Here is a 13,526-nt window from a genome sequence, read left to right as displayed (position 1 = left end):
TTATTTCTGTACCTGTAAGTTTTCTTTGATGCAGAAATATTTAAATTTACTACCATGAAGAAACTTATCCTATTACTTGCTATACTTATAGCTGTTCCTGTTTTTATTTTAAAAGATTCTAAATCAAGGAATGATCCATATAGGTTTAGAAAATCGAATACTACATTAGATACTAATTGGGAATTTATTAAAGAACGTTTGTATAGTGGAAAAGGAGAAGGAGAGTTTGTTTATAAGGTAGATTATCTAAATAAGCATTATCCCATTTTATTTGACATAGAATCTGCTACAGCAGAAGATAGTCTAATTGTGAGAGGTGTCATTGAAGAGTTACGTTCTGTAATTCCTAACAGAACAATAGACATATTTTCTAATTATATAGGAAAGTCTTTAGATGATTTCAGAGTCGAACGTTTTAAATCTAAAAACAGAAACAAAGAGTTTTTAGGAAAAAATATCCCTTTTAACAAATTAAATTTAATTACAGTTCGATTACGATTTGGAGGTAATAATGATGACAAGATAAATTATAGGGAAAGAATAACAACCGTATTTGATGATGGTAGTAGTATCGAGCGAACAAATCCATTAAGAATGGAGCATTATATTTATTTTCCTAATATGGTATGGTTTAATTTAAAAGACGAATTACCAAAAGAGAAAAGAGAGAAGTATATTAAATATGAGATGCTTAGAACATTGTGTTATGTTTACCCTCATGATGATGCAGAATATAAAGAAAACGACATAACAGGAGTTTTTTATAGACAGTCTTATATACCAGAAACAGCTGTATTTACTGAAGAAGATAAATTTTTATTAAATAAGCTATATGAGGATGATTTTATAAAACAGTTTAAAGACTATTTGAAATCGAGATATACATGGCGTTATGCTAATAATTTTATAAATAAGGATTTTACAGCTAAGAAAGTTTGGGCTGCAATCATAGTTTTTTCGGTTTTTATTTTTCTTATGTATGTTAGTTTTTATAAAAAAGACAAGTTTAAATACCAATATTTAGACTATCTAATTCCCATAACGGTTGTACTTTTATGTTATGTGGATGTTGTTGTTATTTTACATACTTTAACTCAAATTAGGAATGATTTACCTTCACTTGAAAAATTTGCATATGTATGGCTTTTTACAATTCTATTTGCCTTATTTAGTGCGTTAGTTTTTAGAATCATTGAAAAGTTCATGATTGATAAAATGGAATTTTTTACCATGAAATTGATTTTCAAGGTGATATTAACGTTAGTGGTTTTCAATATACCAATTGGAATAGTGTTGATAATTAAGGGTTTAGATGGTGATGTAAGTGATGGTTTTGTAGAGTTTTATTTACCAACATTTATATTAACCATTATTTTGGCCTTAGGCCGAGGACTATTAATCTACCTCAATCACTTCTCAGAAAACTTAGTCAAACAAAAAGATCTAGAGTTAACTAAGTTAAGGGAACTCAATGCAAACGCACAGGTAAAATTGTTACACTCGCAAATCAATCCGCATTTTTTATACAATGCATTAAACTCTATTGCCGGATTGGCAACCGTAGATGGTGAAAAAACCGAACATATGGCATTGGCGCTTTCCGATTTATTTAAATACACCATAAACCGAAAAGGTGAAAAGTTTAGCACCATTAAAGACGAACTGGAAATGGTTAATAATTATCTGGAAGTGGAGCAAATTCGGTTTGGTGACCGACTTCAATTCAAAATTGAATGCGACGAACGTTTAAAAGGTTTTCAAATACCAAGATTTTTGATTCAACCTTTAATTGAAAATGCCGTAAAACATGGCGCATCTAAAGTTCAGAAAAAGGCTTGCATTGGATTGTCCATAAAAAAAGAAAATCATCAAATCATTATAAAAGTAACTGATAACGGCCCTGAGTTTCCAGAAGGATTGGTTAGTGGTCACGGCTTGCAATCGGTTTACGATTTGCTGGAACTCAGTTATGGCAATAAAGCCCAGTTAAGTTGGAACAATACTCCGGAAAAGCACATTAGCATAACCATTAAACAAAAGGATTTAAATGATGAATAGCATGTTTAGAACCATAATTATAGACGACGAACCACCAGCAAGAATCCGATTAAAAAAGTTGTTGTCAAACTTTTCAAACGCTATCGAAATTATTGCCGAAGCTTCATCTGGAATTGAAGCGCAGGAGCTAATAGATACCTTAAAACCAGATTTAATCTTTTTAGATATTGAAATGCCAGGTTTAACCGGATTCCAACTGTTAGAAAATCTTGCGCATATGCCCATGGTGGTTTTTTGTACAGCTTACGACCAATATTCGCTTCAGGCGTTTGAAACCAATAGTGTCGATTATTTGGTAAAACCAGTGCGTCTGGAACGTTTAGATAAAACGATTGAAAAACTAAAACGGTTTAAAGGAACACCCAATGACACTCATAGACTTTTAGAACTGGTTAAAACTTTAACCGACAAGAAAGACGAAAAAGTCATGACGTCTATCACTGTGAAAAAAGATGATAAGTTGGTGTTTATAAAATTAGAAGATGTTACCTATTTCGAATCCGACGAGCGCTACGTACAGGTGTATACTTCAAAAGGAAAGTTTTTAACCGAACAATCTTTGTTAAAACTGGAAGAAAAATTGCCGGATTATTTTTTACGTGTTCATCGGGGTATTATCATCAATACCGAATATGTCCAAGAAATTCAAAAGTATTTTAACAGTCGGTATACTATTAAACTAGTAAATAAATCAACTACACAAATAACTTCTGGAAGAAGTTATTTACAAAATATTAAGAACTGGATAGAAAACTAGTTGTTTTTTACTACAAAAAATATATCTTGTACGTTTTTGTAATTAATAATAAGTATAAATCAATATAATAATAAATGCAACAAACTTTTAGCAGAACAAACGTATTATGTCTTTTACTAATATGTTTTACAAATTTTGGGTTTTCTCAAAATCAAGAAAGAACAAAATTACCTGATTATTTATATGGAGAGTGGAGTAATCTTTCAGGGGACCGAAGATCGTATAATGAACTACTTATAAACCCAGAATTTATAGAGTATGGCTTTCGAGCTTGTAAATATCAAACTGTTAGTAAAATTAGCAGTGCTGTTTATGAAGTAAAACCTGAAATAAATGGGCCAGATTTACAAGGAACTTATAATTTAGAAATTTTAAGTAAGGATTCTATAAGATTAAAATTTTTAAATCGTCCCGCGATAATTTACACAAAACAAGAAAACAGCCAAACAGGTAAATATATTTCAATTCATGAAATTTCTGAGGATTTAAAGAAAAAATGGTATGCTACCAATAACCATAACGCACTTACGTTCAATATAGAAAACAATTCTATATGGTATGCAGGTAAAAATTATAACATTGAAAGTGTATTTTATTATGGAGAAGGCAAGTTTTCTACCTATCGGTTTTTAGTAAAGCATGGTGAGGATTACGATATATTTCATCTTAGGGTTTGTAATAAAGATTATATTTTTTTGATACGTCATGTAGCTGGTGGTGGTAGTTACTTTAAATCGCACCCTGATTATCCAAATGAATTAACAGATAATCCAGAAGCTGTTGTTAATTCTATTGTTCCAACAGAATTAAGAGGAAACTGGCTTAAAGCCGATGGCTCTAATTTGTGGTCTCACAGTCTTTACTACAATCACGCTATAATCGATAAAGCCATTTGGAACTATAAAAAAGTTAAACATAAAGGCAAAAGGTATGTGTTGACTTTAGAAAAGAATGGAGCGGAGAAAACAATATATGCCGAAATGCAACCCGACGGTATCGTAAGTTTTGGAACCGATAAAAAGAATTTAATAACCTGCAGCTTAACAAAAATTAATAATCCGGAATTTAAATCGGGGGTTCAAGAAACCAATATTTCAGAAAATATATTAAAGCAGGGTATAGCCACTTATTCTGGAATCATTAGAAATTTCGATAAGAGTAAAGGACAAACCGGAACTGTATCTGTAAATAATGTGTTTACAGGAAAACAGGATTCTTATCTCATAAATATTAACGACGATGGTAGTTTTTCCGTTAGTTTCCCTAGTTATCATTTACAAATGGTTTATGTGAGTTTACCACAGTATTATAATGCTATTTTTATTGAACCCGGTAAAGAAACATGGCAACTCGTTCATAGTGGCAAAAAAGGCGAGGGCTTTTTTATGGGCGATTTAGCACAATTAAATACCGATTTTTCAAGTTTAAGCTTTTTAGTTTTCACTCGAGAAATGGCAAGTCTTCAAAAGCAGGCAGACCAGTTAAACCTTAACGAGTACAAAGAGGCATGCCATAACGTTATTGAAAATCAAAAAAAACAGTTGGATAGTGTTTATAAAACGCAATTTTTGAGCGAAACAGCTTATAATTTAATGAAACTTAAATTAGATTATAGGTTTTATGAAGTGGCTTTAAGTTATGATATGTTTAGAAATACACCTTACAACGAAGCTTCAGCGATGAATAAGGAATATATTGATTTTATTACGCCAGAAGTTTTAAATAATAAGCAAGCTATACTAACAAGTAGTTATACGACATTCATAAACCGATTACGATTTTTAAGATTTTTAAGAAAAGAAATGAGTGTAAAGCATCCTGACGTAGAGGAATTAGGAGTCATATTAAAAGCTCAAGGTGTCTTATTAACCCCAGCCGAAGAAGCGTTACTTTTAGAGCAAATTAATTTTAAAAAGGATTATGCATCTGCTATTAAGAAGCAAGAAGAATTTAATAATTCTAATAAGGATATACTTAGAAGTTACTCCATGAAGCTGGGCGCGATTTATAATAAGCTGTCACCAGAAAAAAGAAAGGAAGTATTTAAAACCCCTTTAGATTTCGATATTATTCAATCTTTTGGGAAATCTGAAGGCGTAAATGTAGAATTTACAGAAGAAGAGATAGCGGTGCAAATGGCCAGTAAAGATTTATTAACAGAAGATGAACGTCAAAAGGCTAAGACCTTTTATACAGAAGCAAGAAATAAACAAAATACAGATTTTTTAAAAAAATATAAGCCCTATTCAGATAACTATGTTCAAAAGGAAATCCGTAATCAAAATTTACAAAACATAAAGGAAAATTTTGGTTCTAATTTTAGTGCCGACGTTATGGTTGCTCAGGTAATACTTGGAAGTTTAAGTCGTAATTATATGCCGTTATCAGAAGAAGAAATAACAGAAGCCGAAAGTTTTGTGGAAGATTCTTTTATTAAAACCGTTTTTACAATCGAAAATGAAGCTTTAAAAGCTAAAATTGAAGCTAATAAAATGAAAACCGATTATGTAAATAACGAAGTTCCGAATACCGAAGCCGATAAAGTATTCGATGCCATTATTTCAAAATACAAAGGTAAAGTGGTGTTTGTTGATTTTTGGGCCACCTGGTGCGGACCTTGTCGTTCGGGCATGGAGCGAATCAAACCCTTAAAAGAAGAATTGAAAGATAAAGATGTGGTTTTTGTTTATATCACCGATCCCTCTTCTCCAAAGAATACTTATAACAACATGATTCCAAATATAAAAGGAGAACATTACCGCGTCTCTACAGACGAATGGAATTATTTAAAATCGAAATTCAATATCACTGGAATACCTCATTATTTATTAATTGATAAGGAAGGTAATATTGTTAAGCGTAATACCAGTGATTTAAGAATGCCAAACACGGTAAAACCACTGTTTGAGAAATATTTAAAATAAGGTTACATTGTAATTAAGAATGACAAAAGGCTGGTTAAAACCAGCCTTTTGTAGTTATGCTAAAATACGTTCAAGTAATTTTTGCTTTGCAACCTCGTCGTCACCATGTAACCATTGAATTACATTGTTTTGCCAAATCGCATCTCGGTCGTGCTCCGAAATAATTTTTCGTTCTATCGCTAAGTCTAATATTTTACCAGGGTACGAAGATTGCTTAATACTTTCCATTTCTCCAAGAGGGTATGGGTCATCCAGGCCCATAAGCACCTGATTAACGCCTTGGTTTTTAATCAGTAATTCCAACGAACCAGTATCGTGTACCAGAGTATCGAAAAAGATGTTTTTATGCCCCACAGCCTTTCTGGGGTGGTGCTTGCCTTCAAACAAATCTGGTCTGCCATCAAAGCCTTGAATACGTCGCCCTAAGTTAATTTGAGCTAACTGTCCACCATGAGCAAAACAGGTACGCATATTTGGGTATTTTTCCTGATACCCATTCAAGGTTAAAAAATGATAAGCATCGGCGCATTGCGCTAACATCCAGATGAGGTGAAAACGCCATGAGGTGTTTTCCAGTTTTATAAATTTTTCACCGTCGTACGGATGAATTTCAACAGCAAGATTATATTTGTTGGCGAGTTCGAAAATGGGTTCGTTTTCTTCATCAAAAATGCAACGCCAGGTTCCAATGGTGTCCATGTAATGGGTTGGTAAGCACAATAAATTCATGCCGTTTTCTTCTACACAACGTTCAATTTCCCAACACGCACTGCGCACAAAACCAGGATGTACAACAAAACCACAAGTAAATTTACTTGGGTGCTGATGCTGAATACGCGCATTAAAATCATTTTGAAAACGCAGGGCTTGTTTCATTTCTTCAACCCGTAAACCGTTACCATAAAGTTGTGATAGGTTTAAAACCACGGCATGATCGATATTAAAACGCTCCATCCACTCCAGTTTTTCATGTAGAAAGAAACTGGAATCTGTTACCGGGCGTTTCCAATCTTTTTGTAGCATAAATTTTCGGTCTTTATCCACCCAAAAAATGCCTTTTTTGCGCATAAAATCTGGTATTTCCTCAGGGTAAGGAAGTAAGTGGGAGTGTCCGTTTATTCGAAGTTTGCTTTTTTTGTTGTTCACAATTGAATATTTAAAGATTCAAAAATTTCAATGTATTAAGCTTTATTGGTCAATCTTTACCTTTTTTGGAGGGGCCATCGTTTTGCCACAATTTGGGCAAGTACGTTTTTCAAGATCTCCGTAATATTTGTCGAATATTTTAGGCATATCAGTTTCAATATTTTCTAATGCAAAATCTTCCTCATAAAGTTTGGTCGTGCAGTTTTCGCAAAACCAAAGCAGGGCATCTTTCATGCCTTCTGGCCGCTTGTATTCGATAACCAAACCTACAGTATTTGCACCGCGCTGAGGTGAATGTGGAACTTTAGGAGGTAATAAATAGATGTCGCCTTCCTTTATGTGGACATCTTTAGGCGTTCCGTTATCTATAATTTTCAACACAATATCACCTTCAATTTGATAGAAAAACTCTGGAGTTTCATTATAGTGGTAATCTTTTCTGCTGTTTGGTCCGCCAACAACCATGACAATAAAATCGCCATCTTTCCAAACCACTTTATTACCAACAGGCGGTTTTAGCAGGTGTCGGTTGTCTTCAATCCAGTCTTTAAAATTTAAAGGAGAAACTAATTTGCTCATTATTATTTATTTTTGGCGTTCCCTTTCGGGCAGGCTTTCGGTAGTCGCTCTTTGCAAGGAGCTCCAACAAAACCTCAATCCTTAACGCGATTATTTGTTATTAAAGTTACAAACTTTTTGTTCGTCCACCATCTACAGGCACATTGATACCATTAATATAACTTGCCGCTTCACTAGCTAAAAATACAATGGCGTTGGCCGTTTCTTCGGGTTTTGCAAAACGTTTGGCAGGGGTGTAATTTTTCATTATTTCAGCCATGTCCTCAAAACTGCGTTCTTCATTTTTTGCCTTTATTTGAATGATTTCATTAAGTCTTTCGGTTTCCGTAAAACCAGGTAATACATTGTTTACGGTAATACCAAAAGCAGCAACTTCTGCTGCCAACGTTTTACTCCAGTTTCCAACAGCGCCACGTATAGTGTTACTCACGCCAAGCCCAGGAATTGGTTCTTTGACCGACGTAGATATGATGTTTACAATACGACCAAAACCGGCTTCTTTCATAAACGGAATTGTAGATTGTGCTAAAACATGATTGCATTTTACATGCTGAATAAAAGCGTTTTCAAATTCATCTAAGCTTGCATTTATTATTTCACCACTTCGGGGGCCTCCAGTATTATTAATTAAAATATGAAACCCATGATGATTTTCAATGTATTTAATAACCTGTTCTTGTAAGTCTCTGGGGTTTGAGAAATCGGCAACTATAAAATCGTGTTTGTTATCCTGAGGTAATTCGCTAATTACTTGTTTTAGTTTTTCTCTATTTCTGGCAACTAAAGTTACAGTAGCACCTTCTTCGGCTAAAGCCAAAGCGGTGGCCTTTCCTATTCCTGCAGTACTACCGCATACTAAAGCATATTTGTTTTTTAAGTTTAAATTCATAGGCTTTCCTGTGCTAACAGGGATCTTTTTAAGTTAGTTATTTGGATGTAAAACTGGTTAAAAGTCTCTATTTATGTCAATATTTTATACATACATTTTTAGATTGAGTAAAAAATCGCAGGGCTTCGAATCCGCCCTCGCGACCAACACCTGATGCTTTTGTGCCTCCAAAAGGTGTGCGTAAATCGCGTAACATCCATGTGTTTACCCAAACGACTCCAGCCTCTATTTGGTGACTTAAACGCATGCTTCGTGTTAAATCGTTGGTCCAGATGGTGGCTGATAAGCCATATTTTACCTGGTTCGCCATTTGAAGTACCTCATCTTCTTTTTCAAATGGTATAATGGTAACTACAGGGCCAAAAATCTCTTCCTGATTTAAGTCGCAGTCATTACTGTTTACTTCTATAATTGTTGGTTCCATGTAGTAACCGTTTTCATAATTTTTAATAGATACGACATGACCACCAGATAAAATGTTATGATTTTTTTTGGCGAAATCAATATAGCTTAAAATTTTATTTAAATGAGATTTAGACACGATGGCACCAATATCAGTTTCATTATTGGAAGGATGTCCTATTTTTAATTTTTTGACTTTATTTACAAAATCCTCCTTAAATTTTTCGTAAATACTGGCTTCAACAAAAATTCGACTGCCGCATAAACATATTTGTCCTTGATTTGCAAATGAAGACTTGACTGTAGTTTCAAGCATGTTATTATAATCGCAATCGGCAAAGATGATATTAGGATTTTTACCACCGAGTTCTAACGACATTTTTTTAAACATGGGGCCGGCCACGCTTGCTATATGGGTTCCTGTCTTGGTGCCTCCCGTAAATGAGATGGCTTTAATGTCTGGATGCTTAATAATGGCTTGTCCGGTTGTTTTCCCTAAACCATGAACGATGTTTAAGACGCCTTTGGGTAGTCCAGCTTGGTTGCATAGTTTACCTAACAAAAAAGCAGTTGCTGGTGTGATTTCACTGGGTTTTGCAACTACGCAATTACCAGCAGCAATGGCAGGAGCAATTTTCCATGTAAATAAATAGAGCGGAAGATTCCACGGTGAAATACAGCCCACTACACCAAGTGGTTGTCGCAATGTGAAATTAATCGCGTTTTCGCCAGTTGTATGATGACTTTCACTTGAAAATTGCGTAATAGCATGTGCAAAAAAGCGAAAGTTACTTGCTGCACGAGGGATATCAATACTTTTTGCAACATGGATAGGCTTGCCGTTATCTTTACTTTCGGCTGCTGCAAATTCTTGTAAATTATTTTCTAATAATTCTGAAATCTTTAGTAAAATCTGACTTCGCTTTTCTAACGTAGTTTGAGACCAAACCGGGAAGGCGGATTGCGCCGCTATATAAGCGTTTTCAACATCCTCTCGAGATGAATTTGGTGTTATGCCATAAATTTTACCATCGGAAGGGCAGTAGTTATCTAGCCATTCATCTGACAGAGGGTCGTGAAAATTACCGTTTATATAGTTTTGTACTTTAAGCATTATAATTTTTTATACGCCATAACTTTAATCTCTATAACCAAATCGGGATGAGGTAGTTGATGCACAGCAACTGTGGTTCTTGTTGGCCCGGTTTCTGTGTTAAAAAACTCTGCGTAAGCGCGGTTGTAACCAGCAAAATCATTCATATTAACTAAAAAAGTTGTTACATCTACAACATCTTGAAGGGAGGCACCTTCCTTTGCTAAATTTCTTTCAATATTTTTTAGAACTTCTCGTGTTTGTGTTTCAATACTTAATTGTTTTGTGCCCATATTGTCGATAATATCAACACCGGCAATCGAATTGTCCGGACGGCGCGAACTGGTTCCGGAAACAAAAATAAAATCGCCTGCACGTTTTGTATGTGGATAGGCACCTCGAGGTGTAACATGTTCGTTTTCCATAGTGTTAATTTTAATGATGCATGTTTTTAGCTACTCGGTCTTCTTCTAATATATTATCCGTTTCAATTTGTACCTGTTTAAGTGTTTCTTCAAGCCATGTTCTGTCTGTAATATTGAGTGGCATCGTGATATCTCCATCGGCGAGCATATTGAGTATGGCCTTATCTTGAGCACGACCCCGTAACATAGCTTGTCTATAACCTATATTTTCGTTAAATGTTACCAAGGCATATTTTGAAGCATATAAGTCTGGAAATGTTTTTTCGAATGCCATTTCTAAGTTACGCTTTTCGCGGAATATAGCCTGATTAACGTGACCTTTCATTTCGTGGAAATTATCAATAGCTAAATCGGCAATGGCATCGGTGTCTTTTTTTCTTGAACTTTCAAAAGCTTTAAACAGGCTTTCCCAGTTGTTATATTCTTTATCTAACAATGCGTCAAATTCTGTTATATCTTCAAAGGAAGCATTCATGCCTTGTCCGTAAAACGGAACAATGGCGTGTGCAGCATCGCCTAAAAGCAGGGTATTGCCTTTATAATGCCATGGAGAGCATTTAACGGTTCCCAGTGGTGAAGTTGGGTTTTTAAAAAAGTCCTCCACCAGATTAGGCATGAGCTCTAAAGCATCTTTAAAGTAGGTTGAAAAGAATGCTCTGACCTGATTTTCTGAAGTTAAATTATTGAAATTGTATTCGCCGTCGTCGTAATTTAAAAACAGTGTTACCGTAAAACTGCCATCTAAATTAGGTAGGGCAATTAGCATAAAGGCATCACGGCCCCAAATATGCAAAGCATTTTTAAATGTTTTATAATCTCCATTTTCTTTCGGTAGAATCGTTAATTCTTTGTATCCATGAGTCAAATAATCTTGTGAAAAGCTAAATAAGAATTTCTTGCCCAAATAGTAACTTTTTCGAAGTACCGAACCAGCCCCATCGGTACCAATAATAACATCAGCTTTTCTTGAATATTCGGTTTTGTTTTCATATTTGTAAAAGGTAGATGAGGTATTTTCAAAATCTACAGCTGTGCATTTATGATTAAAATGAATGGTTACATTTGCTAGGGCTTCGGCTTCCTCAAGTAACAAAGCGTTTAAGTCGTTTCGGGAAATGGAATTGATATATTCATTTTCTCGTCCACTATAAGGTGAGAGTGTGGTGTTGCCTTCTAAATCGTGTAACATGCGGCCGTACATTGGGATGCAGAGTGGTTTTACTTTATGCTGTAAGCCGACTAGATTCATGGCTTTAATGCCTCGGTTTGAAAAGGCTAAATTAATGGAGCGTCCAGCACTAAGGTCTACTTTTCTTAAATCAGGGCGTTTTTCGAATACTTCAACATTAAAACCACGTTGTCCCAATCGTAAAGCTAAGAGCGAGCCACAGAGCCCCGCACCAATAATTTGTATGGTTTGGGAGTTATTCATTTAAAATGTTTTTAAGTTTTTCTACCATATTATAAACATCCTGGTAAGTATTGTAAAGCGGCGCAGGTGCGCAGCGAATAACATCGGGCTCACGCCAATCGCAAATAATACCAGCGTTAGTTAATTTTTCATGTAATGATCTATCGGCAGTTTTAACTTGTATTGATAATTGGCATCCCCGCTCCTCCTGGTTTTTTGGTGTTATAATTTTAATATGTTCGTTTTTTAATGCATTAATTAAAAATTCAAAATACCCTGTAAGCATTTTTGATTTTTCAATGAGTTTTTCGATACCAACTTGATTGAACATATCTAAAGAGGCACGTATGGCAGCCATAGATAAAATAGGAGGATTGCTTAACTGCCAGCCCTCGGCACCAGGGAGTTGGTCGAATGCATCGCGCATTTTAAAACGTGTTTGCTTGTTATGGCTCCACCAACCCGTAAAACGATTAAGAGTTTTACTATGAGCATGGCGTTCGTGAACAAAAGCCCCTGCCAAGCTGCCGGGGCCAGAATTTAAATATTTATAAGTACACCATACGGCAAAATCGGCGCCCGAATCATGTAAATTCAAGGCTACATTTCCAGCACCATGAGCACAATCGAAACCGACTTTGCACCCATATTTATGGCCTAGGTTTGTAATTTGTTTTAAATTGAAATATTGCCCTGTGTAATAATTAACTCCACCAATCATGATTAAGGCTATTTCATGTCCATGGTTTTCTAAAATTTGTTCCAAATCTTCGTAACGCAATAGCTCTTCGCCTTTTCTTGCTTTCCACAAAATTACAGCTTCTTTATCGTCGTAGCCATGATGGCGCAATTGCGATTCTACGGCGTATTTATCAGAAGGAAAAGCATCGGCTTCTATCAGTATTTTATAGCGTTGAGGTGTAGGTTGGTAAAACGACACCATCATAAAATGCAGATTAGCCGTTAAGGTATTCATAACCACTACTTCTATGGGTTTAGCCCCAACAACTTTTGCCATACTTTCTGTTAAAAACTCATGATATGGTAACCAAGGGTGTCTCGCTTCGGTATGACCTTCAACACCTAATGTTGCCCAATCTTCAAGCTCTTGGTTCACGTATTGTTTTGTTGTTTTTGGTTGTAAGCCTAATGAGTTTCCGCAAAGGTAAATCAAGTCATTTCCGGTATCATCCTTTGGTATGTGAAACTGATTTCGATAAAGAGCCAAGGGGTCATTTTTATCTAAAGTTTTAGCAAAATCAATCCCTAATTGATATTCAAACACAATATTTTCTTTTGAAATTAGAATAAAATTTATTCATCTAAAGTTAGGAATAACTTAATAAATTCAAATGGTTTCCATATCGATTTTTTGTATATTTAAAAAAAGAACTTAACAATGAGCAAGATAAAAGAATATACAAATGGAGAGGTTACTATTGTTTGGGAACCTGTAAAATGCATACATTCAGGAATTTGTGCTAAGGGGCTTCCTCAGGTGTTTCAACCACGTGTACGACCATGGATTAATATTAATGCAGCAGAAACAGATGTGTTGATAAATCAGGTAAAAGCTTGTCCATCAGGTGCATTAAGTTTTTATATGAATGATGAAAAAGATAAATCAGCAGAGGTTTTAGAAACTAAAGTTGAAGTTTTAGAAAATGGGCCTTTATTGGTTTATGGTACCCTAAAGATAACACACAAAGATGGGCATGAAGAAGTAAAAAACAGAACTACAGCATTTTGTCGGTGTGGTCAATCTGATAATAAACCTTACTGCGATGGTACGCATGTAAAAGAAGATTTTAAAGGATGATATTCAAGTCGAAACTTAAAAAA

11 protein-coding genes are annotated in these 13,526 nt (G+C 35.0%); 4 read left to right on the top strand and 7 right to left on the bottom strand.

Features of this window, described 5'->3' with window-relative positions; translation table 11 throughout:
- Window positions 1–54 precede the first annotated feature (54 nt).
- The 3 genes from ICJ83_RS09640 to ICJ83_RS09630 all read left to right on the top strand — a co-directional run bounded on the left by ICJ83_RS09640 (window position 55) and on the right by ICJ83_RS09630 (window position 5,739).
- Window positions 55–2,058 carry a sensor histidine kinase gene (locus ICJ83_RS09640; RefSeq protein WP_188230174.1) on the top strand — a complete coding sequence of 668 codons (2,004 nt, stop codon included), beginning with the start codon at window positions 55–57 and terminating at the stop codon, window positions 2,056–2,058.
- A 1-nt stretch (window position 2,059) separates the two neighbouring features.
- Window positions 2,060–2,815: a LytR/AlgR family response regulator transcription factor gene (locus ICJ83_RS09635; RefSeq protein ID WP_188230173.1), complete on the top strand. Its 756-nt coding sequence runs from the start codon at window positions 2,060–2,062 to the stop codon at window positions 2,813–2,815.
- 74 nt (window positions 2,816–2,889) lie between these two features.
- Window positions 2,890–5,739, top strand: coding sequence for a thioredoxin-like domain-containing protein (locus ICJ83_RS09630; RefSeq protein WP_188230172.1), 2,850 nt, complete (start codon window positions 2,890–2,892; stop codon window positions 5,737–5,739).
- 54 nt (window positions 5,740–5,793) lie between these two features.
- Here ICJ83_RS09630 and ICJ83_RS09625 read toward each other — a convergent pair whose 3' ends face one another.
- The 7 genes from ICJ83_RS09625 to kynU form a co-directional block, all read right to left on the bottom strand.
- Complete coding sequence (locus ICJ83_RS09625) at window positions 5,794–6,807, bottom strand: amidohydrolase family protein (protein WP_188230298.1); 1,014 nt, start codon at window positions 6,805–6,807, stop codon at window positions 5,794–5,796.
- A gap of 120 nt (window positions 6,808–6,927) precedes the next feature.
- Complete coding sequence (locus ICJ83_RS09620; RefSeq protein ID WP_188230171.1) at window positions 6,928–7,464, bottom strand: 3-hydroxyanthranilate 3,4-dioxygenase; 537 nt, start codon at window positions 7,462–7,464, stop codon at window positions 6,928–6,930.
- A gap of 106 nt (window positions 7,465–7,570) precedes the next feature.
- Window positions 7,571–8,353 (bottom strand): SDR family oxidoreductase, encoded by a 783-nt coding sequence (locus ICJ83_RS09615; RefSeq protein ID WP_188230170.1) that lies wholly within the window; start codon window positions 8,351–8,353, stop codon window positions 7,571–7,573.
- Window positions 8,354–8,429: 76 nt separating this feature from the next.
- Window positions 8,430–9,869: an aldehyde dehydrogenase gene (locus ICJ83_RS09610; protein ID WP_188230169.1), complete on the bottom strand. Its 1,440-nt coding sequence runs from the start codon at window positions 9,867–9,869 to the stop codon at window positions 8,430–8,432.
- Window positions 9,869–10,273, bottom strand: a complete 405-nt coding sequence (locus tag ICJ83_RS09605; protein ID WP_188230168.1) for a RidA family protein — start codon at window positions 10,271–10,273, stop codon at window positions 9,869–9,871. Before ICJ83_RS09605 ends, ICJ83_RS09610 begins: the two co-directional genes overlap by 1 nt.
- A 10-nt stretch (window positions 10,274–10,283) precedes the next feature.
- Window positions 10,284–11,705: an FAD-dependent oxidoreductase gene (locus ICJ83_RS09600; RefSeq protein WP_188230167.1), complete on the bottom strand. Its 1,422-nt coding sequence runs from the start codon at window positions 11,703–11,705 to the stop codon at window positions 10,284–10,286.
- On the bottom strand, window positions 11,698–12,969 hold the full coding sequence (kynU, locus tag ICJ83_RS09595) for a kynureninase (RefSeq protein ID WP_188230166.1): 1,272 nt from the start codon (window positions 12,967–12,969) through the stop codon (window positions 11,698–11,700). Before kynU ends, ICJ83_RS09600 begins: the two co-directional genes overlap by 8 nt.
- 114 nt (window positions 12,970–13,083) lie before the next feature.
- On the opposite strand from kynU, the gene ICJ83_RS09590 reads away from it, so the two are divergent.
- Complete coding sequence (locus ICJ83_RS09590) at window positions 13,084–13,503, top strand: (4Fe-4S)-binding protein (protein ID WP_188230165.1); 420 nt, start codon at window positions 13,084–13,086, stop codon at window positions 13,501–13,503.
- Window positions 13,504–13,526 lie beyond the last annotated feature (23 nt).

Origin of the sequence: Aestuariibaculum sediminum (assembly GCF_014596945.1) — a bacterium.
Taxonomy (GTDB): Bacteria; Bacteroidota; Bacteroidia; order Flavobacteriales; family Flavobacteriaceae; genus Aestuariibaculum; species Aestuariibaculum sediminum.
This window is presented reverse-complemented; position numbering and strand designations above follow the sequence as displayed.

Coding starts and splice junctions, on each gene's coding strand:
- ICJ83_RS09610 (WP_188230169.1), bottom strand. CDS start 9,869: ATGCTTAAAGTACAAAACTATATAAACGGTAATTTTCACGACCCTCTG.
- ICJ83_RS09625 (WP_188230298.1), bottom strand. CDS start 6,807: ATGCGCAAAAAAGGCATTTTTTGGGTGGATAAAGACCGAAAATTTATG.
- ICJ83_RS09640 (WP_188230174.1), top strand. CDS start 55: ATGAAGAAACTTATCCTATTACTTGCTATACTTATAGCTGTTCCTGTT.
- ICJ83_RS09630 (WP_188230172.1), top strand. CDS start 2,890: ATGCAACAAACTTTTAGCAGAACAAACGTATTATGTCTTTTACTAATA.
- ICJ83_RS09605 (WP_188230168.1), bottom strand. CDS start 10,273: ATGGAAAACGAACATGTTACACCTCGAGGTGCCTATCCACATACAAAA.
- ICJ83_RS09635 (WP_188230173.1), top strand. CDS start 2,060: ATGTTTAGAACCATAATTATAGACGACGAACCACCAGCAAGAATCCGA.
- ICJ83_RS09620 (WP_188230171.1), bottom strand. CDS start 7,464: ATGAGCAAATTAGTTTCTCCTTTAAATTTTAAAGACTGGATTGAAGAC.
- ICJ83_RS09600 (WP_188230167.1), bottom strand. CDS start 11,705: ATGAATAACTCCCAAACCATACAAATTATTGGTGCGGGGCTCTGTGGC.
- ICJ83_RS09590 (WP_188230165.1), top strand. CDS start 13,084: ATGAGCAAGATAAAAGAATATACAAATGGAGAGGTTACTATTGTTTGG.
- ICJ83_RS09615 (WP_188230170.1), bottom strand. CDS start 8,353: ATGAATTTAAACTTAAAAAACAAATATGCTTTAGTATGCGGTAGTACT.